Consider the following 25,752-nt stretch of genomic DNA (forward strand, 5'->3'; position numbering starts at 1 on the left):
AACTCCTACGCCTGAAAGCCGTAAGAACCCAGGGCCGCCGCCCACATGTCCCTTCATCTAAATCACAATGTCAAAGAGCCGTCCAAACATCGAAGCGGACAGTGATCGTTCCCCGCTATCTCTATCGGGGGACATACTGTCTTGCTATGTTTGCGACCGTGCGTGGCGAAAACCGTTGGTCATCACCGCGTCGGTGGAGTGGCATTTAGGCCCGTCATTCGAGTCCGTCAACACCTTTCTCGCAAAAAAATGAACCAAAAACAAAAATTACACCGCAACGCCCCACCCTTCTGCCCTGACCACATGAACCACGGCCAAGCCACGCCGACGTCATCCTTCCGATGTTCGACAATTCCGGGTTGGCACCAGGCGACATCATCAACATTGGAGAATTGGAGGCCGCGCTCATCATGATATGGGCGGGTGGCGACGCCTGCCTCATTCCAGCTTCGTCGCCATGGCTGGCTCATCCTGAGGCGATTTGGGGCCGATCATGATCGATGATGCCCCTCCGTTTCAGAACGCCTTGTGATGAACGAGCACGTTGAAGGTCCGCAGCAGGATGCCAATATCCCGCGCAAGACTCCATCCATGTAGATATTCCAGATCCGCCTCGATCCGCCGCAAGATGTCGCCGCGTGTTTCCGTCGCGCCACGGAATCCCCGGATTTGGGCCAGTCCCGTGATGCCTGGCTTGAGCGCGTGGCGATGCCAATATTGCCGATCGACCTGCCAGAAATAGGCGTTGTCAGCGGTCGAGCCCAAAGCGTGCGGCCGCGGCCCGACGAGGCTCATTTCGCCAAGCAGAACATTGAACAGCTGGGGCAGTTCGTCGATGCTTGTGCTGCGAATGAAGCGCCCGATGCGGGTCACACGGTCATCACTTCGACCAGTGGAACGGCTCCCCAACGCGTCGCCGCAATCGGTCCGCATGCTGCGGAACTTGTAGATCCGGAACAAGCGGTTGCCGCGACCGATGCGTTGTTGACGGAAGAAGACCGGCCCGGTGCTGTCGATCTTGATCGCGATTGCCACCAGAAGCAGCAACGGCAGCAGCGCAATGACCAGGGGCACAGTCAAGGCAATGTCGAGCAAGCGCTTGCGCGCGCGGTCAGCAAGGTTGAGCGGGCCGCGCGAGACCACCAGGGTCGACGTGTCCAGCCAAGTCCCTACCGCAAGCGGTGCAGTCTCCCCGACCTCAGGCACGACGACTTCGCCCTGGACATTGCTGCCCTTCAATATCTCGGCCCAACTCGCCCGTCGGGCAGCCGGGCAAAGGATGATCGCTCTGTCATAATCACGCAGCAGCACACCCAATTGGTGCAGCTTGTGCGGATCATCCTCTTCGGGGCGCAGCCCGATCTGGCGCGCATCGATCACGGCCGCCGCACCGCAATCATTGGGGCGCGCGATACCATCAAGGATCAATATTTCCGCGAATAGCTGATTTCCGAAGCAACGCCGGACCGCATAGGCCATCAGCGAGCGCTGCACGACCAGCAGCCCCAGGCTGCCAAAGACGCCGAACAATATGCCTGAGCGCGGGAAGGTTCCCACCGCCTTTGATGCAAAAATTACAAGGAAGAACAGCAGCATGGTGGCACCAAATGCCAATGCCGCAGCACGACAGCTGATCGTGGCGCTGGTCAGACAGGACATGCTGTAAGCCTGGCTGTGAAAGGCTATGATCGCAAAGACGAGAATGCCTGCGGATAATGATCCGATCATGCCCGAAGAGGATGCCGGCGAGAGGCGCGCGCCTACGCCAAAGCCAATCAGCAGCGCCAAGCAATCAGCCGACAGCAAGAGCAGGCACAGCCATAGGCGTGCATTGCGCCTGGCGATTAACGCCCCCGTTCCGCTCGCGCTGTGGAAACGCGCCGCCAAATCCGGATTTGCCATGCCCTGTCCTTTTCCCGTCGATTGTCGACCACTGGCACAGCAATGGCCGGCCGCTCCCAATCGTGCAGCACGCAGAGGAGCGAAATTAATTCAACCAACAAGAGCACGGACACCTCAAAAGCATCAATCCGTGACAACACCTAATTAATATTAACCAATCAATTATCGGAAATTCAATTTTATATCGGAACAAATTTAAATTAATCTGCAATTTTATTAATAGCGTAATTTCACTTATATTAATCTCATATTGATTTTGTTAAATCAGGCGAACCAGATCATCGTCCCTTCATCCGAAAAAATGGGAGGTCCAGGGGAATATGACCATTGCGCTCTGTGCCAGTGCGACAATCATATTGGCCGTTTGGGCGATCGGCCTTTATCATCTCTGGCAACGTCAAAATGCGTCGCTCGTCGAAATAAAGCCAGCATGGCCGGATCGCCTTTTCGCAATTTTCTGGCTCCCGATCGCACTATTGGCGCTCATCGCGACAATCCCCTCGCTATGGCGACAAAAAGCACCACGGCGGCAGAAATATTGACGCTCATCCATCCAGCCTCCGGCCTATTCCCGCCGCAAATGCAACTCTCAGGGCATCCGAAAGATTGCGCGTCTTGAGCTTTGCCATCAGGTTTGCGCGATGAATTTCGATCGTACGCGGGCTGATGCCCAATTGCAGGGCGATGTGCTTGTTCGGTAGCCCCATCGTCAGGCCTGCCAGCACATCGCGCTCGCGCGGCGTCAACTTTTCCACCAGCGATTGCGCCTGCGCGACCCTTTGCCGGCGCGCACCATTATCATATAGCACCGACCAGGCGTTCTCGACCGCCTGCAACAGGCTCTGTCGCTCGAACGGCTTCACCAGGAAATCCACGGCGCCCATCTTCATTGCCGCGACCGTCACGGCAATGTCGCCATGCCCTGTCAGCATGATGACCGGAAAATTGAGATCCGCTTCATTGAGCCGGCGCTGCACTTCCAGTCCATCCATGTCGGGCATGCGCAGGTCCAGGATGACGCAGCCCGGCGGCTCGGTCGGCGCGGCGGCGAGGAAATGAGCGCCCCTCTGCCAAGTGCGGACCGAATATCCTTCAAGCTCCAACAAGAATGCCGTTGCCGCTCTGACGGAATATTCGTCGTCCACGATGTGAATCGTCTTCATTTCCTCCACAAAGAATCCCCTTTTTACGCTTCAATGTGAAACAAAAGCAGCTGCCGGCAGGCGCGGGCTCAACCCAGATCCGCCCGCCATGGGCCTCCACAATTGTTCGACAAATGGACAATCCGACCCCAGTTCCCTCTTCCTTGGTCGTGACAAAGGCGTCGAACAGCCGCTCGCGGATTTCCGCAGCGATGCCCGAGCCAGTGTCGGTAATCATGACTTGGGTGGTAAGCTCATCGACGCGGGATGCGTGGATCGTCAGTATCCGCTCATCCATGTTGCGCATCGCATCGATGGCATTGCGACAAAGATTGCCGATCACCTGCTGGATCTGGACCGGATCGGCGAATACCGGCCCCGCGTCCGGCGCAACCCGAAGCACGACACGGACTTGCGCACGGGCAGCTGCGGGGCGGACGAGCGCAATGCTGCTCCGCACCATTTCGCCGATATCCTGAACCTCCAGTTGCGCTTCGCCACTACTGGTGAAATCGCGCAAATGGCGCATGATCGCCCCCGCCCGCACCGCTTCGCTCGACGCGAGATGGAAAATTTCGTCCAGCTTCGCCCGGCTCCCGCCGTTGAGATTGTTGAGCAGGATGCTGCCCCCTTCCATATAGGCTGCAAGCGCTGTCAATGGCTGGGTCAACTCGTGCGACAGCATCGACGCCATCGCGCCCATTGCGCTATAGCGGGTGCCATCCAGCATTTCCGCCTGCAGGGTTTCCAGCCGAGCCTTCGTCGCCTCCTGTTCGGAAAGGTCGCGCACAAAGGCCGTAAACCTTGTGCCGCCGTTCGCTTCCATCCGCACGAAGGTCATCTCGGTTGGAAAATTCGAGCCATTATGATGCCGGCCGATCAACTGCCGCTCGATCTTTTCCGAAACATCGACGATCCGGAATGGATATTCGTCAGGCACTTCGTCTTCAGAAGGACAGACCAGCAGCAGGCTCTCGAAATTCTGGCCTTTGAGATCCACCAGATCATAGCCGAACATGCGGGAGGCCGCTTCGTTGATATATTCGATGCAGCCGTCGGCATCGAATACGAAGACGGCGTCCGGCGCGGTCTCCAATATCAACCGCAACTCATGCTCCCGCTCCTGCAGCGCAAGCTCATGCGCGCGCTCCAGCGTGACGTCGCGGATCAGGTTGGCAAAGCCCTGCAACGCTCCGTCATTGTCGTACAATGCCGTGACAACGCAATTCTGCAGATAGATGGTGCCATCGCTGCGGCAGCATTCATGATCAAATTCCCAGCTGCCATGCTGCCGGGCGAAGGCGAAGGCCTGCGCCATGCGCGCCTTGATCTCCGCGCGCCCTGGGTAGAGCAGCGCGACATGGCGATGCATCACCTCGCCGGTCAACCAACCGGTAAAGCGCTCGGCACCGCGATTCCAATGCAGGATAAACCCTGAAACATCGGTCATGTAGAGGGCATAATGCGCCGCGCCGTCGGTCAGCAGCTTCATCTGCGTCATCAGCCGGCCGACATGGGCAGCCTGATATTCCGCTCTGGCGCGCCAGAATGTCGCGCGAAGCGCAACGACGTTGGCGGCAACCAGCGCCATGAGGAAGGCGCCCGCCGCAAGCAGCCCGCCATGAAAGCCTTCAAGCAGATAAGTGACCGCCAAGGCGGCGATACCAGCCAGAAAGCCCGGTCCGGCGCCGAACAGCATCGTCGTAAACAATGCAACGAATGTGAATATCACATAAAATTCGCTGGAGAAGGACGGATATTCATCGGCCTGAAAAGCGGCGAGCGCGATCGCGACCATGGCCAACCCGACCAGATAGCGACTGACCCCACTCCACGAGACGTGGCGCCTGAGGCAACGCAATCTGACCAGCGAAAAGCTGGCGCGGACTTGGCCCGCCTTGGAGATCGGCATGATGTTAAATCGTCTGACGGCTGCGAACATAACTCAAACCCCGCGCTTAACGCCCAGAATTATTTCATATGCTGCGACCGTCACCCTGAAAGGGATGGCAGAAACCGGCTCACGTCTTCAATCGGACGTCTGCCCCATGCTCACCCCTGACCGATTATTGATCCAGTTGGAGGTTTACATAATTCTCTGCTGCAATGCGCAATTTTTAACATCGGCATTAGGGGAAGTATAGTAGGTAGTTTTACACATTTTGAGAAATTTCGTTCCGCAGCTGCAAAATGTCATTGCCGGAGGATTTCCAAAAATGTCCACTTCGGAAATTTAACTGGTGGAGGACACGCGTTTGCCCCCTGCCCGTGCGAAATGGAACATGTCGATGACAATGGTCCGTCCGACCAGTCCGAGGACGACCATATAGACCGCTGCCCCAGCGATGACCGTCGACAACAGCATTGGAATCGGCGCTTGGCCGGCCAATGCGAACCGGAACCCCCATAGAAAAACAGCCATGACCACCGATGCGACAACACTGGGTCCCAGCGCTTTCCAATAATCCCGCCATCCCAGCGGCAGCAGAACCACAACTGGCCAGACGGACAGGGGATAGAGGATATAGGCGCGCGCCGTGAACGCGGCTGCGACCGCTGCCATCCCATATTCGACGGCAAAGAAAAAGGTGACAATATTGACCAGCGCATAAATGCCCGCCAGCCAAGTCTGCCATTGCGGCTTCCCCATGGCGAGCATTAGCGACTGATTGTAAATGCCGATCGCCTGGAGCGCCCCGAACAGGCTGAGGTAGCGCATCACATCCGCTGCCGCCGCCCAACGCGGACCGAACAACAGGAAAATAAACTCGTCCGATATGATCGCCAGGCCGACAAAGGCCGGGGTCGTTATGGACGATGTCGCCGACACTATTTTGAGGAAAGCCTTTGCAAGGCGCGGCGGATCCCCCTTGAGTTGCGAGAAGACCGGAAGTGCCACACGGGACAGCGCACGCGCCAGCATCAGATTGGCGGCCAGCAAAGCCCGCTTGCCGACGGTATAAATGCCTGTCGCTGCGCCGCCGAGCGCCAGGCCGATGACCATGATGTCAGCATTGGCATTGAAGAAATTCGCAGCGCCCGTCACGCCGACATGACGGCCATAGAAAAGCACGCCCCTTGCCTTTTCCCGTGAAAAACGCAGTCGGGGTCGCATCGGGCAGGCGGCCCACAGGATTATCGTTCCGATGACGGCTACGGCGAGATTTTGTGCAACCAGCGCCATCACGCCATAACCGGCCACCGCCAGTGCTATTCCGACGATGCCGCCGACCAGGGTCGAGATTGTCGAGCGCGTCGCCAATGGCCGCATCAGCAAGGCTCGCGTCAGCCAAGCCTGTGGCACGACGTTCAGCGCGCCAAGGAAGTTCGCGACACTCAGCCAGCGCAAAACCATGCCCAAGCCCTGGTGGGCGGCGGTTCGCTCGACCCAGTCGGCTAGCAAGAAGGTCGCGATCAGCAGCAGTGCGCCGGCCGCCGCAGAAATCCAGAAGGCCGTGTCATCCAAGTCGGCATCGGCAGTGCCCTTGCTGACAAGCGATGCACTGATCCCCGACAATATGATCATCTGGAACCATTGCCCCACGAGCAGGGCCATGGCGACAATACCCAGCATCGTCGCATCGACATAGCGCGCAATCACGAGGAAGGTCAGGAACTGCAACAGTTGCACACCCCAACTTTCCAGGATGGACCAGGCCATGCCTGAACGGACTGCGCGCCCCAACCCCGGACCTGACATATCGCCCTCCCCCTAGCTACGTCGAAAATCGTCGGTCGCCCGGACATGCTTCACGAATGCCGCGGGGTTGCCCCGCCACACTTGTCGGGCGGGAACATCATCAAAGACCACTGATCCGGCTGCCACCACGGAATGATCGCCAATCGACACGCCGGGCAAGATGATGGCGTTGCGGCCAATCCAGACGTTGCGACCGATCGTGATCGGACGGGGCCTTACGGAGCGCCCTTCATGAACGGGATGGAAGCTCGTGTCGAACATCGCGACATTATCACCGATACGCGAACCGCCGCCGACATCGATCCGCGCAGCGCTGAAGATATGAACTCCCGTGTTCAACGAAACCTCGTCGCCAAGAATGATGCCCCCCTGCGGAACCGTAGCCAGGCGAATCCGGGTCGGTTCATTCCGCAGGCGGACATTGTTGCCAATGACCAGGGATCCGGGGTTCCGGAGATAAGGCACGCCACCTCGCACGCGCAGGCCCCGACCCGGTTGGCAGCCTTGCGCGCGGAGTCGCATCACTGTCAGCCGCGCGTAAAGCTGATCCAGCTGTGCAGACAGAAATTGCAATGCCAAACCCGTTCTCCGACTGGCGCTCACGCGACAAGCATGAGCCGAAAGCCTGAATAGCGGCGCGCCTCCACGATCGAATGGGCGCCAAGAACCAAACGCACCATGCAGATCCACTCATGAAAACGCGTCCGCGTCGGACAAGATGGCACGTGCATCGAGTGCTCGCGTCACTCACCCGAACAAACACCAAATTCACACATAACAAAATCATGTTCCATTATGTAATTGCACCTAATTGATAGGTGTTACCCCTGATGTTGACTAATACCGCAGTTGCGTAAGAATTTCCGCAAGCAAGATCGAGGCAATATTATCGCGATCGGGCAACGGAATGATCGTTTCTTCAATGGAGACGCAATTGCTTTCGCCGATCAATGCGCCTGGAGGCAATATAGCGATGATGAATGCATCGCCTCTCGTCGTCGACTGGAAGCTATTTACATGAACGAAATCGGTTATCAGCCCATCATAGCAGTGACCGGCGCGACTGGCTTCGTTGGCGGCGCGCTCGCCCGTCAACTCCTGCAAATGGGCTACCGCGTCCGCTCGATGTGCCGCAGGCCCCTGACCGAAGCGGAGCGCGAGAGCGGTATAGAGTGGATCGAGGGCTCGCTGACCGACACTGATCGTTTCGACGCGCTGCTTCGGGACGCACGCTATTGTTTTCACATCGCCGCGATGTTCCGTACCGAAGGACCGCGCAAGGCGTTCATGCAGGTCAATCGGGATGCTACTCGGACCCTGCTTGAAGCGAGCCGACAAGCCGGAATCGAGCGCTTCATCTATTGCTCGTCGATTGGCGTCCACGGCAATGTGGCCGACGCCCCTGCGGACGAAAATGCGCCATTCGACCCGCGCGACCCCTATCAGGAGAGCAAGTTGCGAGCCGAAGGTCTTTGCCGTGACGAAATGGGCCGTCCGGGCATGGGCGTCGTCATCGTTCGCCCCTGCTCCACCTACGGCCCAGGCGACACCCGGATGCTGAAGCTGTTCCGGCTGATCCAGCGCCGCCGGTTTCTGTTTGTGGGCCGGCAAACGCCCAATTTCCATCCTGTCTATATTGATGACCTGGTCGCCGGCTACATATTGACGATGGTTCATCCCGATGCGCCATCGGGCACCTTCATCCTGGGCGATCGCGTCTTCCTGCCGCTGCGCGACTATGTGAGGGCCGTCGCGACCGCCTTGGATGTGCCACCGCCCAAGGCGACCATCCCCTACAGCCTCGCGCTAATGGCCGCACGCCTGTGCGAAGCACTTTATGCGCCGCTAGGATTACAACCCCCTCTACCTCGTCGCCGGCTGACCATCTTCAAGCATAACCGCGCGTTCAGCATCGCACGCGCGCAGACCGTTCTGGGCTATCAGCCGCTGATCAATCTGGAGGAAGGCTTTCGTCGCACCATCACCTGGTATCGACAGCAGGGGATGCTCGCATGACCATGTCGATTGGAATTCTTGCCGCCCTAACGGGCGAGCCAGCGGCCGATCCTAGTCCGATCTTGGCGATCTCGGCGATGCAAGCTCCAGGCACCGGCAAAGGAAAATACCGCTGTGGTCAGCGCGAGAGGAGCCGCGATGCCGCAAACCGCCAGCATTGCCAGAGCCGATCCGGCCCCTGTGCCCCAACGAACGAACCGGCGTGTGGCACGAGTATAATCGTCGACGATCACGTTGACATCATCGAGCATTATCCATTCCCGTTGGCTCTTCGCCCGCGCCATGATCGGCCGCACCGCCCCGTCGGGCAGCGTCAGCGCACGGATCATGATCATATCTCCGATATCGACATCGATGCCCGCGGGCAGTTCGACGCAATATTTTCCATCAACCTGCCGGCGATAATGGATCACGCGCGTTTCCGCATCGCCCGGCTGCCCAACCTCGGTCACGATGCCCCGCATCAACAACAATCCGACGCTGCCGAAATGAGTCAGCAACGCGGCATGTCGTTCACGTCCGGCGACGGCCCGCGCCGCATGTCGCGACGCGGGCGCGATAGCGACATCCACGCTCGCCTGCCTGTTCCCGATCGGTGCCATGCCCTACAATCTATCCCTTTGCGGCGCTCTGCTAGCACAGGCGGGCAGCGCTGACCATGAGCGCCCCTCAGCGCCCGAGACGGACGGTCCTTGCGATCCGATGTGCTGCCCTCCTTTTGACGGCATGCCCCTGGATGGCCTGCGCGGAGCCACCGTTGTCGGGAATCAACCTCGCGGGCGGAGAGTTCAACTCGGGCAGGAAGCCGGGCGTTTTCGGGAAGGATTATATCTACCCCGATACCCGCACCGCGGCGCCCTTCGTCGCGATGGGCATGAAGATCGTCCGGGTTCCGATATTGTGGGAGCGGATCCAACCCGTCCCGCTCCAGCCCCTTTCGACTGCCGAACAGGCCCGCCTCGACAAGGTCGTGGCGATCCTCGCCCCGTTCCGGATCATCATCCTCGACATCCATAATTATGGCGCAAACGGGGGGCAGCGACTGGATCAATCGCCAGATGGGAGCGCGAAACTTGCCGATCTCTGGCGCCGGCTGGCCGAGCATTATCGCGGGAACAGGCAGGTGGCCTTCGGCCTGATGAATGAGCCGAACGGCATGGCCCCAGCACGCTGGCGATCGATGGTGGACGAAAGCGTCATCGCCATCCGAAAGGCGGGTGCGCGCAACATGCTGTTCGTGCCGGGCTCCAACTGGACCGGCGCGCATAGCTGGATCACTGGCGGCCGCGCCTCCAACGCTGCCGCCTTCCAGAACTTCCGCGATCCAGCCGGCAATTATGCGATCGAGATGCACCAATATCTGGACTCGGACAGTTCCGGGATGAAGGCGCAATGCGAAGCACCGCCGGTCATCCAACGCCGCATGGAAGCGGCGACAAAATGGCTTCGGGACAACCGCCACAAGGGCTTCCTTGGCGAGTTCGGCGCCCCTGCAAATGCTGCCTGCCTCGACAGCCTGGACGCCCTGCTCAAGCATCTCGATGACAATGCCGATGTCTGGATGGGTTGGGCCTATTGGGCCGGCGGCCCATGGTGGGGCGCAAACTATCCCATGAGCCTGCAACCCTTGCAAGGCAAAGCCCGGCCACAGGCAGCCATTGTTGCAAAATACAGCCAGACGGGAGCCGCAAGATGACCCGCCTGCATTATGCGCGCCTTCCCCTTGCCTGCTCGATCGTCTTGGGCTGCCCAGCCTTTGCGCAGGTCGAAGTGCCGCCTGACGGCCTGACCGTCGCACCCACGGTGCGCATGCTCTACGACGACAATGTCCTGCGCCAGAGCGATGATCTCGTCTCCGGTGACAAGGACGATCTTCGCATCACCCCGGCGCTCGATGTCACCTTCAGGAAAAATCTCGGTGTCCACCAGGTCACGGTCGTGGGATCGTTGGGCTATGACTTCCATCAGCGCTACAGCAATCTCGATCGGGAGCGCGTTACGCTCACCGCCAAGGGCGATGTAAAGGTCAGCGCACTCTGTTATCTGCGTCCAAGCGCCCGACTGAATTTCGCACAGGCCGATCTGGCCGATCAAGGCATGATCGTCGGCAACAGTGAACGCACCCAGGACTATGCGGTCACCGCCGAGTGCGACAAGCCCTATGGTTACTATCCCGTCATCAAGCTCGGCTATCTGCAAACGAACAATAGCGTCGATTCACGCCGGCCGTTCGACATCCGCACCCGCAGCGCGGGCATTGGTATCGCCTATAGCAAGGCAAGCCTTGGCGACATCCGACTGATGTTCAACGTCGAAGCTTTCCGCCGCCCCCACTGGTCAGGCGAGACGTCCGAACTGCGCATGAGCCGCGGTGCCGACAATTATCGGGTTGGGATCGAGTTCAAACGCGCTGTCGCTCCGCGTCTCAGTTGGAGTGCCGGAATTGGCTATATTCATACCCAGGCGCGTGATGAACGGGTCGATGACTATTCGGGTCTGGGCTATCATGCCGGTGCCGTCTATCGGCCATCGCCGCGCACATCCCTGGTATTCGACGGCAGCCGCAGCACCAGCAACCAGAGCAACACCGGCGCGACCTATATCGTCCTGACCAATTTTTCGCTGCGCGGCAATGCGACCCTCAGTTCGCGATCTTCGATCCAGGCTGGCGCGAGCTATGCCAGGCGCCAGTTCAAGGGCGAGTTGTTGATCGACACCGACATGATGCGCGGTACCGACGAAACGATCGCGCTCAACGCCGGATATCGATTTGCACTGCGCAGCCGCCTGACGGCCGGCGTGGACGTTCGCCACGAATGGCGTGAAAGCGCAGTCGAGCGCTACCGATATAAATCGACATCGATGATGCTGTCCCTTGGCCTTACATTGTGAGGAGCATGGCCATGTTCTTACCCCGTGCGATGCGAAACCTGTGCAGTTCCCTTCTTCTGGCCACGCTCGCCAATCCCGTATTGGCCGGCGTCGACAACAAGGAAGCTGTCGCTGCCTATGTCCTGGGTGCCAATGACGAGATACGCGTCTCGATATTCGGCGCCTATCCGATCGAGGTCAAAACGCGGATCAAGGAAGATGGGCGCATCACTCTGCCGAGCATCGGCGACGTGGTCGCGGAGGGATCCACGACCAACGCCCTTGCAAACAATATCCGCCGGCAATTGCAGACCGGCGGATATTTCGTCGATCCGATCGTCAATGTCGAAGTCGTGAGCTTCGTCAGTCGATCGGTCACGATGTTCGGCAACCTCCAGAACCCTGGACTCTACCCCCTGGATCGGCCTCAGACGATCGCGATGATGCTGGCGCGCACCGGCGGCGCCCGCGCGGACGCGGCGGACTATGCGATCCTGCAACGAACGGGAGAAGCGGATCGCCGGATTGCGCTCAGCGATCTCGACCCGCAAAGCGGGACCGGTCAGTTCCTGCGCGCAGGCGATTCCATCTTCGTGCCGAAGGCAGAGGAGGTCTTCATCTACGGCCAGGTGAACAAGCCCGGCCGCGTCGCCTTCGAAACCGGCATGACCCTGCGCCAGATGCTGGCCCAGGCCGGCGGGCCGACTTTGGGCGGATCGGAAAAGAAGATCACGCTGCACCGTGGCACGGAGATCATCAAGAAGGCCAGTCTCGATATGCTGGTCAAGCCTGGTGACGTCTACACCGTCAACGAGCGGACCTTCTGAGATGCGATCCGGTATCCCGATAGGAGGCATTGCGTGAATATCTTCACCAGAATTGCCCGTTGGCTCCGACGAACGCCCGAGCCCGAGCGTCACCGAGAAGCGCCTGGCCGGCGTTCCCGAGCTACGGGCGGCGTGCCTGAAAATGCGCAATCGGCCGGTGCTGCATCCATCACACCATCTACAAATGCAGCCATGTCCGCTGACGCTGTCCGATCAGCGATACGCAAGGGGTTCAATGCGACCCAGCCCGTCACGGCCGCCCGCCATCTTCATGGCCGGCAGCAGGAGATGGATCTGCTGGTGGAGGGGGTGCTGGACCGCGGCAATCATGCGATGATCTTTGGCGGCCGCGGGACAGGCAAGACGTCGCTGGCGCGCGTCTTCGCCAATGTTGCCGATAATCGCGGCTATCTGGTCTTCTACATGGCATGCGAGCCTGGGCAGGATTTTACCAGCCTGATCGCACCGTTCCTCGATGCCGCCCGCGGGAACCTGCCGCGCTCACCCGCGACAGATGCGCCGATCATCGTTGGACCGCGCGATGTCGTGGAAGCGCTCGCCGAACATGGGCAGCGAAAATTCATCTTCATCCTCGACGAGTTCGACCGCATCACCGATCCGGCTGTTCTTGGCGAACTGTCGCGCACCATGAAGCTGCTCTCCGACGCGGCCCTCCCGGTTCATATTCTGGCGGTCGGTATCGCGTCCGGATTGAGCCAGCTCATCGAAGGCCATGAATCGCTGCGACGGCACATGACAGCCGTTCCCATCGTGCGGATCGACACGTCCGCCGTGTTCGACCTGATCGACCGCGGCGCGTCCCAGGCCGGCCTCAACTTCAGTGATGCCGCGCGCGAGACAATTGCCCATGTCGCATGCGGGTCCCCCTATCATGTGCGCCTGTTCTGCGCGCTGGCCTGCCTTGAAACCCTCAGGCAGCGCAAGACAGTGGTCGAAATGCCGGCAACGCTCGCGGGAATGATGCGGGCGGTCGACGACTGGACGATCACCAATCCGACAGATGCTGCGCTGTTCCATGAGGCCATCGATCTGGGTGCTGGCCATTGGCCGGTGATCGAGCAGGTCGTCCGCGCCGCGATCGTTCCTCCCGGACTAGCACCGGAACAGCAGGCGCCGCATATCGACCGCGACGGTCCGGTCCTGGAAATCCTGCGCCGCGCAATGCATGCCCGGCCGGGCAGCACCGCCCTCATGTTCCGGGACAGCCTCGCCCCCCAGTTCCTGCTCGGCATGTTGTCTGCCAGCCGCCACGGCGACCACCTGACCCGGCGTGTCGTCAGCCTTGTAGAAGGGCAGCGCCAAAGCGCTGCATCGTAAGGGACCGATAGGATGTACATGTTCGACATAACGCGAGCCATCCTGCAGCGCTGGAGAATGGCAGCCGCCATCTTCTGCTGCGTCATGGCGCTGACGGTCCTGTGGATTGCGATCACGCCACGCGAATATCGCGCGACCGCCACCTTGTTGTTCGACAACCGCGCACCGGACCCGACCGGCGGCAAATCGAACGAGGCGACCGGCGAATCCATGCTCGCGACGGAGTCCAGAATCCTGCAAAGCGAGGTGATTGCCCGCAAGGTGGCCGAGCGGCTTGGCCTTTTCAAAAATCCGGCCATGCGCGCACGTTGGCAGGAGCAGACGAACGGCAATCAGAGTTTCGAAGGCTGGATCAGCCGCAGCGTCCAGTCGGGTTTGCAGGTTTCGCCCAGCGCGACCGGCAATACGATCGACGTCTCCTACCGCAGCCTCGATCCACAGCGTTCGGCGTTGATGGCCAACAGCTTCGCCCAGGCCTTCAATGATGCGCGCCTGGGCATCAGCAACGAATTCGCCCAGCGCTTTGCTGCCTGGTACAAGAAACAGATCGCCGCGTCCGAACAGCGAATGGAAGAGGCGCAGGCACGGCTCGCGGATTTCCAGCGCGCGCACGGTATAGTCGCCACTGGCGCCATCGATGCGGAAAGCACGCGCCTCAGCGAATTGTCGTCGAAACTGTCGTCGGCCGAAGCCGTGGCTGCGGAGGCCCGGTCGCGCGCGGCGGGCGGCGCCAATATGCCCGACATTCAATCGAGCGGGGTGATCCAGGGGCTAAGGGCTCAGATCGCAGCCAAATCGGCGGAAATCAGCCAGATGGCTGCCGAACTCGGCCCCAATCATGCGACGATGCGTGCCGCCCAGCAGCAGTTGCGCCAGATGCAGGACAGTCTGGCCCAGGAAACCGGCAAGATGTCGGGCACGCTTGCGGCCGCCAGTTCGGCGGCATCGGCCAATCAGGGCACGATGCAGGCCCTGCTCGACCAGCATCGCGGGCGCATGCTGTCGCTCGCGGCCGATCGCGGCAAGCTCGCCGTGCTGGAAAGCAATGTGGAATCGGCGCGCAAGGAATATGAGGCGCAGACCGAACAATTCTCGCAGTTGCATGCCACCAGCACGGCTCCGTCGCTCAACATCGTGCGGCTCGATATTGCAGAACCGCCGATGATCCCCAACGCGCCCAATATCGGCGTGCGGTTCCTGATGATGACGATGGTGGCCCTCATGCTCGCAATCGGCTCGGTCATCCTAGCCGAATGGCTCAGTCCGCGCGTCCGCAGCCGTAACACCGTCACCTATCTTACCGGCGTGCCGTTGCTTGGTCAGGCAGACCTGCGCGTCAACGGCAAGCAACTCCGTATCGAAGGAGGCAATTGGTCATGAGGCTTCGCTCGACTGAACCGGTAGAGGATGTCTATCCCGGCCTGCCGCCGACTTACGATGGCGATACGCGCAAGGAAACGGCGACTGTCCACGCCAATGTCGATCCCGCGATCGCGGTGATCCACGCTCCCAGCGCAATGCTGGCGGAACAAGCGCGGGACATCCAGTCGACCCTGTCTGCAATGCGCCATCCCGACGGTCGCGCGCCCGGCTCTATCGCGGTCATCGCAATCGAGGCGAGCGAGCAGGCGGCCATATTGACGGCGAATATCGCCGTATCGGCAGCCCTGAGCGGTCTGCGCACCTTGATCGTAGACATGGAGCATTCCGGCTTCGTTCAACATCGCCTGCTTGGCATGAATGCACGAACAGGCTCGCCGGACGACATGGATGAGCCATTTCAGTTGGTCCAGCCGAGCAGTATCCGGTCGTTGTTCGTCATGGCCGCGCCCCAGCAGGATGGCTGCGCCATCGACGGCAGTCCGCTTGCGCCACTGTCGCAACGCCTGTCGTCGCTGACGGCTCACTTCGATCTGTGCCTGGTCGACGCCAGCCATATCGACGATCTCGCTCATGCGGCAGGCAGCGCCGATTGCGCGATCGTTGCGGTCCAGCGCGATCAGACATCGACCAGCGAGCTCAAGGCCGTGATCAACAAGATGACCATGCTGAACACGGTGCTGATCGGCACCATCATGCTGATCTAGCGGTCAGCCATAGGTCGGCACCAAGGGGGTATGATATGAAAATCGCCCATATTTCCCGACAATATCATCCCGGCCTCGGCGGGCTGGAAAGCTTCACCCGAAATCTGTGCCGCGAACAGGCTCGCGCCGGGCACCAGGTCAGGATGATCACCCTGGACCGCATCTTCGACGGCGACGACGCACCCTTGCCCCGATCCGAAATCATCGACGATGTCGAGGTTGTCCGGATACCCTATCGGGGTGGACGTCGCTATCCGCTCGCGCCATCCGTGCTGCACCATCTGGACGATTGCGACATCGTCCATGTCCATGCCGTCGATTTCTTCGCCGACTATCTGGCATTGACCCGGCTGCTGCACCGCAAACCGCTGGTCCTGTCCACGCATGGCGGCTTCTTTCATACCGGCTATGCCCGTCGATTGAAGCAATTCTATTTTCACAGCATGACCCGCCTTTCACTGGCTGGATATCGGGCGATCATTGCCTGCAGCGAAGCGGACTACGAGACGTTCGCCAAGGTCAATCGTCGCGCACTCACGCTGGTCGAAAATGGCGTGGACACGGTCAAGTTCGCCGGTCTTGCGCAATCGCCTTCCACCGAGCATCGCTTCATCTATTTCGGCCGGATCGCGCCGAACAAGCGGATCGACCTGTTGATCCGCTGGTTTGCGCATCTGCACCGGCTGGACCGCAAGGCTCGGCTGATCATCGCGGGAAAGCCGATGGGTGTCACCTTCGCCGATCTGCAACAGATCGTCGAACAGCTCGGTTTGGGCGATCTGGTGGAATTTCATGACAGCCCCAGCGACGAGGCGCTGCAGGCGCTGATTGCCCGTAGTACCATCTTCGCATCGCCCAGCGCCTATGAAGGTTTCGGTATTTCCCTGATCGAGGGGGTGTCCGCCGGGCTTTATCCAGTCGTCAGCGACATTCCGGCGCATCGCCGCTCCTGCGTCAAACTCGATACCGGCAGCCTGATCGATTTCGCCGATCCGCTGTCCGCTGCGCGCACCCTGCAGGACATTCGCAAGGCGCAGCAACGCTCACCCTCCCCCACCACTGCCGCAGGTCTGCTCGCTTATGGTTGGCCGGGCGTGAGCGCCAGGATCTCGGCCATCTACGAACATATTCTGGGACGTCAGACCCGCCAGATCGGGCCGCTTCGCCTTGCCGTTCTTTCGGAGAGCGACGCGCTGAAAGCCGTTTCCGATCTGATCAGGGACCAGTCGCCGCGCGTGGTCGCATTCGGCAATGCCCATCTGATCAACCAGGCACGGCGGGTCGAGGGCGTCGCTGCCGCACTGAACGACGCGCTGGTCCTTAATGACGGCGTCGGCGTCGATATCGCAAGCCGCCTCCGCTACGGGGACTCCTTCCCGCACAATCTGAACGGCACGGACTTCATTCCCCAGTTGCTGAAGAGCTACCCGGACCGCCTCCGGCTATTTCTGGTAGGCGCAGCCCCCGGCATCGCGGAACGTGCAGCCGCCATTCTGGAAGAGCGTCATCCCCATATTCGCATAGTCGGCACCCTCCATGGCTTCTTCGACCCGCAAGAGGAGGAGCATCTGAGCCGCCATATTCGGGAAAGCGGCGCGGATCTGGTAATCGCAGCCATGGGAAACCCCCGCCAGGAATTGTGGGCGACCAAATGGGCATCCCATATCGGCCGCCCCATATTGTGCGCGGGCGCCCTGCTCGATTTCACCGCCGGCCATGTCCCGCGCGCGCCTGGCTGGCTGCGCCGCATGCGCATGGAATGGATATTCCGGCTCATGAACGAACCGACCCGACTGGCAGACCGCTATTTGCGCGGCAATGTCACCTTCCTCATGAATGCCATCCGTGACGCCAGGGGTGGCTACTCGGACGGGCCGATCCCGCCGCCATCGCCCCACTCCCACACTGTCCGCAACGCCGATGCCGCCTGATCTCGTGCCGCCGAACCCAAAAGCGCTGCGTCGGATCGCGGTCATTATCCCTTACTTCCAGCGTGAGCGGGGTATCCTGCAGCAGGCCATCCGCTCGATCGTTGCGCAAACGTTCACCGCGCCCACCAAGGTGGAACTCCTGATAATCGACGATAGTTCGCCCATTCCTGCGCTGGACGAACTGGCAGACATGGAATTGCCACCCTGGCTGAAGCTCCGGACCGTGCAGCAATCGAACGCCGGCCCCGCTGCTGCGCGCAATCGCGGCCTTGATCAGATCGGACCCGACATCGACTATGTCGCCTTCCTGGACTCCGATGACAGTTGGGCGCCAGACCATCTGCAACAGGGCGTCGGCGCGCTCGAACTTGGGAATGATTTCTATTTCTGCGACAGCGCCATGCCGCCGTCCAGCCTGTTCGCTTCGCTGACACTTTTTGCGCAGGGCGCCAATGAGGATGCGTTCGAACCCCTGCCTCTGGGCGGGCAAATCTATCGCCTGCAGCCCGACCGCGCGGGGCAATTCATGGTGCAGGAATATCTCTGCCAGACATCCGCCGTAATCTTGCGCCGCAGGGCGATGCGCGATCTCCGGTTCGAGGAACGGCTTCGCTATGCCGGCGAAGACTGGCTGATGTGGGTGCGGCTGGCGCACAGCGTTGAGGGGATCTGCTTCTCCAAGCTGGCCAAGGCCCAGCGGGGAGAAGGTATCAATCTTTATCGCGATGCGCATGAGCGCCTTGGTGCCAAAAATCTGCGCCGCCTCATGTCGATGGTACTCGCCAATCGATTGATGAAGATTACGCCGGGCATCAGCGCCGCTGCCGCGTGCCTGACCGACCAGCGCATCATGATCTTGCGCCGAGAGATGGCGGCGATCCTGCTTCACCCCCGTGTTTATCAGGGCCTGAAAAATGGTGAGCAGCGTCGCATCATCCTGGATGCCTATCGGCTCATAAACGTCTCGCTGCTGCCATTATGGCGCGACATCATCATTCGAAAGATGCGCTGGCACAGCCCCCGCCTGGACGAGGCCATGACATGAAACTCTTCTATTATCGCGCCAAGGAAGGGAATTTTGGCGATGACCTCAACGGCTGGCTGTGGGAGGAGCTTGCTCCCGGCCGTTGGTCCGACGAAGCCGATACGCTGTTCTGCGGCATCGGCACGATCATCGGCAATCATATGCCGCCCGCATCCCGGATCAGAATTTTCTCGAGCGGCCTGGGCTATAGGCCGGTGCCCGAGGATTTCTCGACCGATCGCTGGGATGTGGTGGCATTACGCGGCCCGCTCACGGCGCGCGTCGTCAACCGCCCAGATCGGGCGATTGCCGATGGCGCGCTGCTGCTTTCCACGCTGGACCGGCTCAAGCCTCTACCCGAAGCGGAGCGCGACCGGCCCATCTTCATTCCCCACTATGAGGCGATGGATGAAGGCGACTGGGCTGCGGCCTGCGCCACCGCCGACGTAAAGTTGGTGGACCCACGGCAATGCGCGCATCAGGTCATCGACGAAATCCGCCGGTCACGTCTGGTGATCGCCGATTCGATGCACGCAGCGATCATCGCCGATACGCTGCGCGTTCCCTGGATTCCGGTCTCCAGTTCGGGAAGGATCAACAGCTTCAAATGGCTCGACTGGTCACTTTCCCTCAACTTGCCGTATGAGCCGCGAATATTGCCTACCGCGACGTTGGACACTGCCTATCGCGACGGAGTCCGGCGCCTGGTCGGTGAACATTATCGACTTGCGCATCCTGATGCAGAAGGCGCGCTTGCGCACCAAAGGCAGATGACCCGTCGTGAACAGCGCGGCTGGTGGATGTCCATGCGGCCCAAACTGAAACATCATCTGCTCGCCCTGCCGCGGCGTCTGCCACAACCACCCGCGGTCGCGCGGCGTATCGCCACATGGAACCGACGGCAACACAGCCGCATCGCCTCTGCACTTGAACAATTGAAGAATGAGGCGGGATTTCTGAGCGACGATCGGATCTTTGCAAGCCGTGTCGATCAGCTCAGCGTCGAGTTCGACAAGCTGGTGCGATCGGGCTGAGCGATCCGCGCCATCTGCGCGCGATGATGCCAGCGACGGATCAGATGGCGTCCCAGCATGGGCCAGTTGCTCCAGTCCGTCATCATCGCCTCCAGCAATGCCATCGGCTTGCGTGCGCGAAGATGCGGATAGACGCGGTTCCAGCTATGCTGCTGCCTTATGGCGCTGGCGCGACGAGCCAACAACCGTGACAGAACACGATCATCGCGAACGCGGGGCAGATCCAGCATGGCAAGACTATGGGCACGCATTGCATCCAGGTTCAGTAATGTCCGGGATTGCCCCGATCCCTGATCCGAAATGGAGCCCTGCCGCTGAGTGAACAGATAATGCGGCTCTGCACTCAGAATGAAGCGACCGTCCGCCAGCAGGCAATCGATGATGAAGGCGAAATCTTCGCCGTGCCGCAACTGGGGCGGGTAGCGCAGGCAACGGGTCGTCAGGAAACGGCGACGAAAGATCGGCTTGAGCTGGCCGAAATCGAACGGCGAGCGCCCTGTGATCGCGTTGCGGACGAATTCGGCCGGTCGGATATGCCGGATCGGCTGCGCTGTCCGCGACAATGCCGTGCCGACGACTGTTCCGGCGTGCCAATCATAGAAAAACAGATTGTCCGCGACCAGGTCCGCGTCATGCCGATCGCCGAGCGCGGTCAGATGAACCAGCCTGCCCGGTGCGAACGCATCATCGGCGTCCAGTATCGCGATCCATTCGCCGCGCGCGACCCCAATCCCCTGATTCCGCGCGACCGAAGGGCCACCATTGGCCTCGCTTAGCACCAGTCGCACCCGTGGGTCCTGCTCCATCAACCGTTCGGCGATTGCCACGGTTTTGTCGCCGGACGCGTCATCGACGATGATCACCTCCACCGGGAGTTTCTGCGCAAGCGCAGATTGTACCGCGCGATCCAGGCTGTCCTCGGCGTTGAACGCCGCAATCACGACACTGACAAGGGGAGACGCAGGAGCAGTCACGGGACTTTGCATAGGTGTTATGCCTTACTCGAAAGCGATAATAAGCTTCGATATACCAATCGATGAAACCGCAACGAATTGAGGAATTTCACCTAGTGAAATTATCTGACACACCCAACGTTGCAATATACAGAAGAGGCTTCCTTCCTCTTTCTGAAACCTTCATATCAGATCACATACATGGCCTTAATAGATATAATCCGATCATAATAACTGAAAACATACTGAACGGATACTCTATTAACGGCCATACTCCCCATCTGTTGCATCGTGCCCAGGCGGGTAAATATGAAAAAGTCTATAATCGGCTGACCGGCCGATATCGCCATATCGGCGATGTCCTGTCGGCTCCCTCAACGCGATTGATCCATGCGCATTTCCTGCAGGATGGGGCGAACATCCTGTCCCTTGCCGCGCGACGGAACATCCCACTGGTCGTCACCGCCCATGGCTATGATGCAACGGTGACCGCGCGCGAACATGCGCGCCGGACCGAGGGACTTTGGTATCTGATGCTCAAGCCCTTCCTTCTGCGTTACGCCCATGGCATCATCTGCGTATCCCAGTGGATCAAACAGTGCCTGCTCGAGGCAGGCTATCCCGACCACAAGCTGCGCGTCATTCCGCTTGGCATCGACACGTCCAGCCTGCCGCCGCCACCCGCCGCCCATGGCCGCCGGGGCGCCCTCTTCGTCGGCCGTCTGGTCGAGAAGAAGGGGGTCAATTTCCTGCTGGATGCCTGGGCGAAGTTGCCCGAACGCATTCGAAGCGAACCGCTCACCATCATCGGCGACGGCCCCCTGATGCCCACCCTGGTCGCCCAGGCCCATCGGCTTGGTATCCAGCCGCATTTCCTGGGCGCACGATCTCGCGCGGAAGTCTTCGCCGCCATGGCCCGTCACCGCATCTTCGCGATGCCGAGCGTGCGCGCGGCGAACGGCGATTCCGAAGGGCTTCCTATCGTTCTGATGGAAGCACAAGCGATGGGCATGGCGGTGATCGCATTTGACGATGGTCCGATGCGCGAAGCGATCAAACCCGGCATGACCGGCTTGCTCGCACGATCGCGCAACAGCCACGACTTTGCCGACCATCTGCAAACACTTCTGGGTGCGCCGGACCTGTGCGGCGATTTTGGCCGAGCCGGCCGGTCCCACGTGGCCGCCAAGTTCGACCTCCGCAACCGCGTAGCCGCCCTGGAAGACTATTATGACGAGATCCTTGCCAGCACGGAGGCCCGTTCATGACCGGACAATCCGCCGCAAAGCCGCAGCCGGTTCACTGCGAAGGACGCCGCGTCCTCATCATCTCGCGCCATGACTATCGGACCCGGCGCCGCGCGAGCGTGCATTTCGTGGCGCGCCATATGGCGCAACAGGGCCATCAGGTGACCTTCATGTCGATCGGCTACAGCTGGCTGTCGCGCCTGCGTGGTGACAGCCGGGCTGATCTGTTTGATCGCGCCAATGCCTGGGAACAGGTGGACGGGCTTCAGGCCTATCTGTGGCGCAGTGCATGGCACCCTGTGAAGTTGCCGGTCTCGGGCAAGGTGGAATCCTGGCTTTACAGCAAATGGGCCAGAAACCGCTGCACCGCGCTGGACGAAGCGGCAGGCGCGGCAGACATCATCATCGTCGAATCCGGCATTGCGCCGGCATTGCTGAAGCGCATCCGAGCCGTCGCACCCTCGGCGCGGATCGTCTATCGGGCCACGGACCTTCTATCTACCGCCGGCGTGCCTGAATGCATTGAAGACATGCTTTGGCAATCGGAGGCCGATATCGACCTGATCGTGGTCGTCGCCCGCTCCATGCTCCCGCATTTCGAGGCCTTCAGCTGCCCCAAATTATTCATTCCGCATGGCGTCGATACTGCTTTGCTTAATCAGGCAACAGACAGTCCCTACGCGACCAAGCGCAACGCAGTCACAGTCGGATCGATGCTGTTCGATGCCGGGGCGATCCGCACCCTCGCGCTGGCACGCCCGGAATTCACCTTCCACACCATCGGATCGCCCAAGAGCGTCTTCCCGACCAATGTGATCCAGCATGAAGAGATGCCTTTTGCGCAAACGCTGCCCTATCTCCAGCATGCCGATGTCGGGATCGCGGCCTATCAGCGCGCAGCTGCCGCCGCCTATCTCGCGGATTCCAGCCTCAAGCTCCTGCAATATAAGGCAATCGGCCTGCCCGCCGTTTGCCCCGATTTCGCCGTTGGCGACCATGCCCTGCGCTTTGGTTACCGGCCTGATCACCCGCAGGAAATGGTCGAGGCTTTTGATCGGGCACTGAACGCTGGCCGCAGCCCGGTGGCGAGCAAGGATTGGAGCGACGTGGCCGCCAGGCTCGTCGAGGCTTCTCTTGGCTGAGATTGCCCTTTCTCCGCCGGCTCGCGCGCGGCGCGACGCGGTGCATCGACGCAGCCTGATCCATGACAGGCTCGTCAACTATGTCGCCGCCGGACTGCTTGTCGCCACGGTCCTCTTCAATCCGGCCCTGGCCTGGGTCAACGCGCATCTGTTCCCGATGACAGCCGGAATCGTGTCCGCCGCGCAGGCGGGCATAGTTCTGACCGCCCTGCTCGTTGGGATCACACAACCGGTCCAATATAGTTTCCGGTGGCTTGCGCTGACCTGGATCATGGTCGTTTCGGCGCTGCTGACGAGCGCGATCAAGGGATATTTCGAACCCAAGATCCTGGGCGACATATTGTTGATCCCCGCCTTCATCCTGCTTGGAACCCGCATTGAAGGCGCGTTGCTGCGTCGGACAATGTTGTCGTTGCAATTGCTGATCATGTTGGTGGGCCTGTGGGAACTGGCGAGCCCTGGCGGCTTTGGTTCGACCTTTCGCGTGATCGACTATTATGTGCAGACCCGTGGCTATGACGCAGATGCCTTCTGGGCTGGCGGCGACCTTTTCCTCAGTTCGGAACGTCCCGGCGGCCGCATGCTGCTCGACGGCCTTGGCCTGCATCGCGGATCATCGCTGTTTCTGGAGCCGGTATCGCTCGGCAACTGGGCGATCGTCGGCACCATCTTCACGGCGGCCATGTGGCGGTCTCTGTCGAGCGGCGCGCGGCTATTCATGCTGGTTTCGACGGCGGTGCTGCTGGTCACGTGCGATGGCAGGCTTGCGCTCAGCGTGATCCTGCTCTTCTGCCTCTATCTGCCGATCAGCGCCTATGTTCCCGATCAATGGAGCGTCGCCTATCTGCCGTTGCTGCTGGTCGCATTGGTCGGGGGCGAAGCACTGGGAATCCTGGCGGAGCACCAAGACAATCTTCCCGGACGGCTCAGCGTCGGGCTCGATGCACTGCGATCGATGGACCTTGACCAGTTGTTGGGCATTCGTGCGGATCGGGTCCGGTTCGATGACGCCGGCTGGGCCGATTTCGTCCAGGCCCAATCCGTGGTGATCGCGATCGGGCTCTGGTTGGCGCTCGCCTGCAGCAGCTTCGGCCGCGATCCCGGCAACCGGATGGCAAAGCATGGCATTATGCTCTTCCTCGCACTCTGCCTGCCCATCAGCAATTCACTGCTGTCAATCAAGACAGCCGCCCTGATGTGGGTCGTCTACGGCTTCTGTTACGCCCGCGGACGCCTGACGCGCATGGAAGGAAACGCCGCATGAGCCCTGGCCGTCATATACCGGCGCTCGACGGCATCAGAGGCTTTGCTGCCTTGCTCGTCGTATTCTGCCACTTCCGCACGTTCGGCTATCCGGAACTTCTGCATCCGCGCGCCGGCGATTATGGCGTCCTGCTGTTCTTCACGCTCAGCGGCTTTCTCATGGGCCATCTCTACCTCCCCAGAACGCCCGACCGAGATGCGTTGGCATCCTACGCTGCGGCGCGCATAGCCCGCATCGTGCCGCTCTACGCCTGTGTCTCGCTGCTATCCTTCCTGATCTATCGCTTCGTCTACGCCGATTTCATCTATCCGATCGGACTGATCGAACTGGTCCGGCAGGGAACATTCACCAGTACCGTATCGGTCTTCTGGTCGATCGGGCCGGAGTTCCAATTCTACTTTCTCTTCCCGGCGATCTGGGCGGCCACCCATGCGAAGCAACCGCTACGCGGCTGGCTATATGTGCTGATCGGGCTGATCGTGGCAGGCTGCTATGCAGCGAGCCCTTGGCTGCCGGGCATCTTTGCCCTGGCTAAGATGCACATCTTCATGACCGGCATTCTCTGCGCAGTACTGGTCCGACAGATCCCGGAAGACCGCATGACGCGATTATTCCCGCCGCTGCTGCTGTTCACCGCGGCCTTTATCTGGGTCCTCATCGCACCTCCTGCTTCAGTCAGCGCATGGGTATTCCCGCCCGTGACCAACGATCCGAAACACATCATCTATTATGCGGACCCTTTGAAGATCGTTGCCTGTGCCTTGGTCATTCTGGGCACAGCAATCCGTCATCCGCTCAACGACATGCTATGGGGCAATCCGTTGATGCGCCGACTGGGTGCATATAGCTTCTCGCTCTATCTGCTCCACATGCCCATCCTTCAATTGGTTCGCCTCGCCGGGCCTGCATCGGGCATCAGCATGCCCATGCAGATCCTGATCGCGACAATCTTGTCCTTGGCCGTCGCCGGCCTGTCTAACAAGATGTTTGAACGCCCCGTCGGCAATTGGGTCCGTCGCAAGCTGACCGATGCCCTGAACGGGCATGCCGCGACACGACCGTTGCCGTTAGCGGCAGAAAGCCCTTCTTCCTGACCAGTCAAACAGGCGCGGCCAACTGGAAGAATGGACAAGCTTGTCTTGCGCAACCCTGCCAGTCGGTTAGGTGTTCGAACGGATTTCAATCCGCTGCCAATCAATCACTCTCATGAACTCATTCCTTGCGGGAGACGAGCATGAGACCTCGGAGGCAATCGATCGCCCTGCGAAAAGGTA

22 protein-coding genes are annotated in these 25,752 nt (G+C 60.3%); 15 read left to right on the plus strand and 7 right to left on the minus strand.

Features of this window, described 5'->3' with window-relative positions; all coding sequences use genetic code 11:
* Positions 1-516 precede the first annotated feature (516 nt).
* A complete protein-coding gene (locus tag AC13EK_RS01465; protein WP_069337085.1) occupies positions 517-1,902 on the minus strand; it encodes a sugar transferase in 1,386 nt (461 codons plus the stop codon).
* Positions 1,903-2,222: 320 nt separating this feature from the next.
* Between AC13EK_RS01465 and AC13EK_RS01470 the strand changes: the two genes are divergently transcribed.
* Positions 2,223-2,444 (plus strand): hypothetical protein, encoded by a 222-nt coding sequence (locus AC13EK_RS01470; RefSeq protein ID WP_139149991.1) that lies wholly within the window; start codon positions 2,223-2,225, stop codon positions 2,442-2,444.
* A 3-nt stretch (positions 2,445-2,447) separates the two neighbouring features.
* Here AC13EK_RS01470 and AC13EK_RS01475 read toward each other — a convergent pair whose 3' ends face one another.
* The 4 genes from AC13EK_RS01475 to AC13EK_RS01490 all read right to left on the minus strand — a co-directional run bounded on the left by AC13EK_RS01475 (position 2,448) and on the right by AC13EK_RS01490 (position 7,323).
* Positions 2,448-3,065, minus strand: a complete 618-nt coding sequence (locus tag AC13EK_RS01475; protein ID WP_072894451.1) for a response regulator transcription factor — start codon at positions 3,063-3,065, stop codon at positions 2,448-2,450.
* A complete protein-coding gene (locus AC13EK_RS01480) occupies positions 2,995-4,986 on the minus strand; it encodes a PAS domain-containing sensor histidine kinase (protein WP_277788502.1) in 1,992 nt (663 codons plus the stop codon). Before AC13EK_RS01480 ends, AC13EK_RS01475 begins: the two co-directional genes overlap by 71 nt.
* Positions 4,987-5,277: 291 nt before the next feature.
* Positions 5,278-6,705 (minus strand): lipopolysaccharide biosynthesis protein, encoded by a 1,428-nt coding sequence (locus tag AC13EK_RS01485; RefSeq protein ID WP_069337084.1) that lies wholly within the window; start codon positions 6,703-6,705, stop codon positions 5,278-5,280.
* 51 nt (positions 6,706-6,756) lie between these two features.
* Entirely contained in the window at positions 6,757-7,323 is a 567-nt protein-coding gene (locus tag AC13EK_RS01490; RefSeq protein ID WP_234792362.1) for an acyltransferase, read from the minus strand.
* Between the two features lie 270 nt (positions 7,324-7,593).
* On the opposite strand from AC13EK_RS01490, the gene AC13EK_RS01495 reads away from it, so the two are divergent.
* On the plus strand, positions 7,594-8,760 hold the full coding sequence (locus tag AC13EK_RS01495; RefSeq protein WP_069337083.1) for an NAD-dependent epimerase/dehydratase family protein: 1,167 nt from the start codon (positions 7,594-7,596) through the stop codon (positions 8,758-8,760).
* A 26-nt stretch (positions 8,761-8,786) separates the two neighbouring features.
* Here AC13EK_RS01495 and AC13EK_RS01500 read toward each other — a convergent pair whose 3' ends face one another.
* Positions 8,787-9,362, minus strand: a complete 576-nt coding sequence (locus tag AC13EK_RS01500) for a hypothetical protein (RefSeq protein ID WP_069337082.1) — start codon at positions 9,360-9,362, stop codon at positions 8,787-8,789.
* 155 nt (positions 9,363-9,517) lie between these two features.
* Between AC13EK_RS01500 and AC13EK_RS01505 the strand changes: the two genes are divergently transcribed.
* The 9 genes from AC13EK_RS01505 to AC13EK_RS01545 all read left to right on the plus strand — a co-directional run bounded on the left by AC13EK_RS01505 (position 9,518) and on the right by AC13EK_RS01545 (position 19,872).
* Complete coding sequence (locus AC13EK_RS01505) at positions 9,518-10,456, plus strand: glycoside hydrolase family 5 protein (RefSeq protein ID WP_234792351.1); 939 nt, start codon at positions 9,518-9,520, stop codon at positions 10,454-10,456.
* On the plus strand, positions 10,453-11,652 hold the full coding sequence (locus AC13EK_RS01510; RefSeq protein ID WP_069337081.1) for an outer membrane beta-barrel protein: 1,200 nt from the start codon (positions 10,453-10,455) through the stop codon (positions 11,650-11,652). Before AC13EK_RS01505 ends, AC13EK_RS01510 begins: the two co-directional genes overlap by 4 nt.
* 11 nt (positions 11,653-11,663) lie before the next feature.
* Complete coding sequence (locus AC13EK_RS01515; RefSeq protein ID WP_004207145.1) at positions 11,664-12,458, plus strand: polysaccharide biosynthesis/export family protein; 795 nt, start codon at positions 11,664-11,666, stop codon at positions 12,456-12,458.
* Between the two features lie 288 nt (positions 12,459-12,746).
* Positions 12,747-13,796 carry an ATP-binding protein gene (locus AC13EK_RS01520; RefSeq protein WP_483021990.1) on the plus strand — a complete coding sequence of 350 codons (1,050 nt, stop codon included), beginning with the start codon at positions 12,747-12,749 and terminating at the stop codon, positions 13,794-13,796.
* Positions 13,797-13,853: 57 nt separating this feature from the next.
* Entirely contained in the window at positions 13,854-15,176 is a 1,323-nt protein-coding gene (locus AC13EK_RS01525) for an exopolysaccharide biosynthesis protein (protein WP_234832033.1), read from the plus strand.
* Positions 15,173-15,883 (plus strand): P-loop NTPase family protein, encoded by a 711-nt coding sequence (locus AC13EK_RS01530; protein ID WP_069337078.1) that lies wholly within the window; start codon positions 15,173-15,175, stop codon positions 15,881-15,883. Before AC13EK_RS01525 ends, AC13EK_RS01530 begins: the two co-directional genes overlap by 4 nt.
* Entirely contained in the window at positions 15,769-17,814 is a 2,046-nt protein-coding gene (locus AC13EK_RS01535) for a WecB/TagA/CpsF family glycosyltransferase (RefSeq protein WP_483021991.1), read from the plus strand. The genes AC13EK_RS01530 and AC13EK_RS01535 overlap by 115 nt, the downstream gene beginning before the upstream one ends.
* Entirely contained in the window at positions 17,804-18,859 is a 1,056-nt protein-coding gene (locus AC13EK_RS01540) for a glycosyltransferase family 2 protein (protein WP_069337076.1), read from the plus strand. The genes AC13EK_RS01535 and AC13EK_RS01540 overlap by 11 nt, the downstream gene beginning before the upstream one ends.
* Positions 18,856-19,872, plus strand: a complete 1,017-nt coding sequence (locus AC13EK_RS01545) for a polysaccharide pyruvyl transferase family protein (RefSeq protein WP_069337075.1) — start codon at positions 18,856-18,858, stop codon at positions 19,870-19,872. Before AC13EK_RS01540 ends, AC13EK_RS01545 begins: the two co-directional genes overlap by 4 nt.
* On the opposite strand, the gene AC13EK_RS01550 is transcribed toward AC13EK_RS01545, so the two are convergent.
* Positions 19,830-20,846 carry a glycosyltransferase family 2 protein gene (locus AC13EK_RS01550; protein ID WP_234792342.1) on the minus strand — a complete coding sequence of 339 codons (1,017 nt, stop codon included), beginning with the start codon at positions 20,844-20,846 and terminating at the stop codon, positions 19,830-19,832. The two genes, AC13EK_RS01545 and AC13EK_RS01550, sit on opposite strands and share 43 nt — an antisense overlap.
* A 62-nt stretch (positions 20,847-20,908) precedes the next feature.
* Between AC13EK_RS01550 and AC13EK_RS01555 the strand changes: the two genes are divergently transcribed.
* The 4 genes from AC13EK_RS01555 to AC13EK_RS01570 are packed head-to-tail and all read left to right on the plus strand — an operon-like array spanning position 20,909 to position 25,572.
* A complete protein-coding gene (locus AC13EK_RS01555; protein WP_277788499.1) occupies positions 20,909-22,093 on the plus strand; it encodes a glycosyltransferase in 1,185 nt (394 codons plus the stop codon).
* Positions 22,090-23,214, plus strand: coding sequence for a GumK N-terminal domain-containing glycosyltransferase (locus tag AC13EK_RS01560; protein WP_069337072.1), 1,125 nt, complete (start codon positions 22,090-22,092; stop codon positions 23,212-23,214). The genes AC13EK_RS01555 and AC13EK_RS01560 overlap by 4 nt, the downstream gene beginning before the upstream one ends.
* Entirely contained in the window at positions 23,207-24,478 is a 1,272-nt protein-coding gene (locus tag AC13EK_RS01565; protein WP_234792340.1) for a polysaccharide biosynthesis protein GumE, read from the plus strand. The genes AC13EK_RS01560 and AC13EK_RS01565 overlap by 8 nt, the downstream gene beginning before the upstream one ends.
* Positions 24,475-25,572 carry an acyltransferase family protein gene (locus AC13EK_RS01570; protein WP_069337071.1) on the plus strand — a complete coding sequence of 366 codons (1,098 nt, stop codon included), beginning with the start codon at positions 24,475-24,477 and terminating at the stop codon, positions 25,570-25,572. The genes AC13EK_RS01565 and AC13EK_RS01570 overlap by 4 nt, the downstream gene beginning before the upstream one ends.
* Positions 25,573-25,752 lie beyond the last annotated feature (180 nt).

The organism is Sphingobium sp. L-44, from assembly GCF_056859495.1.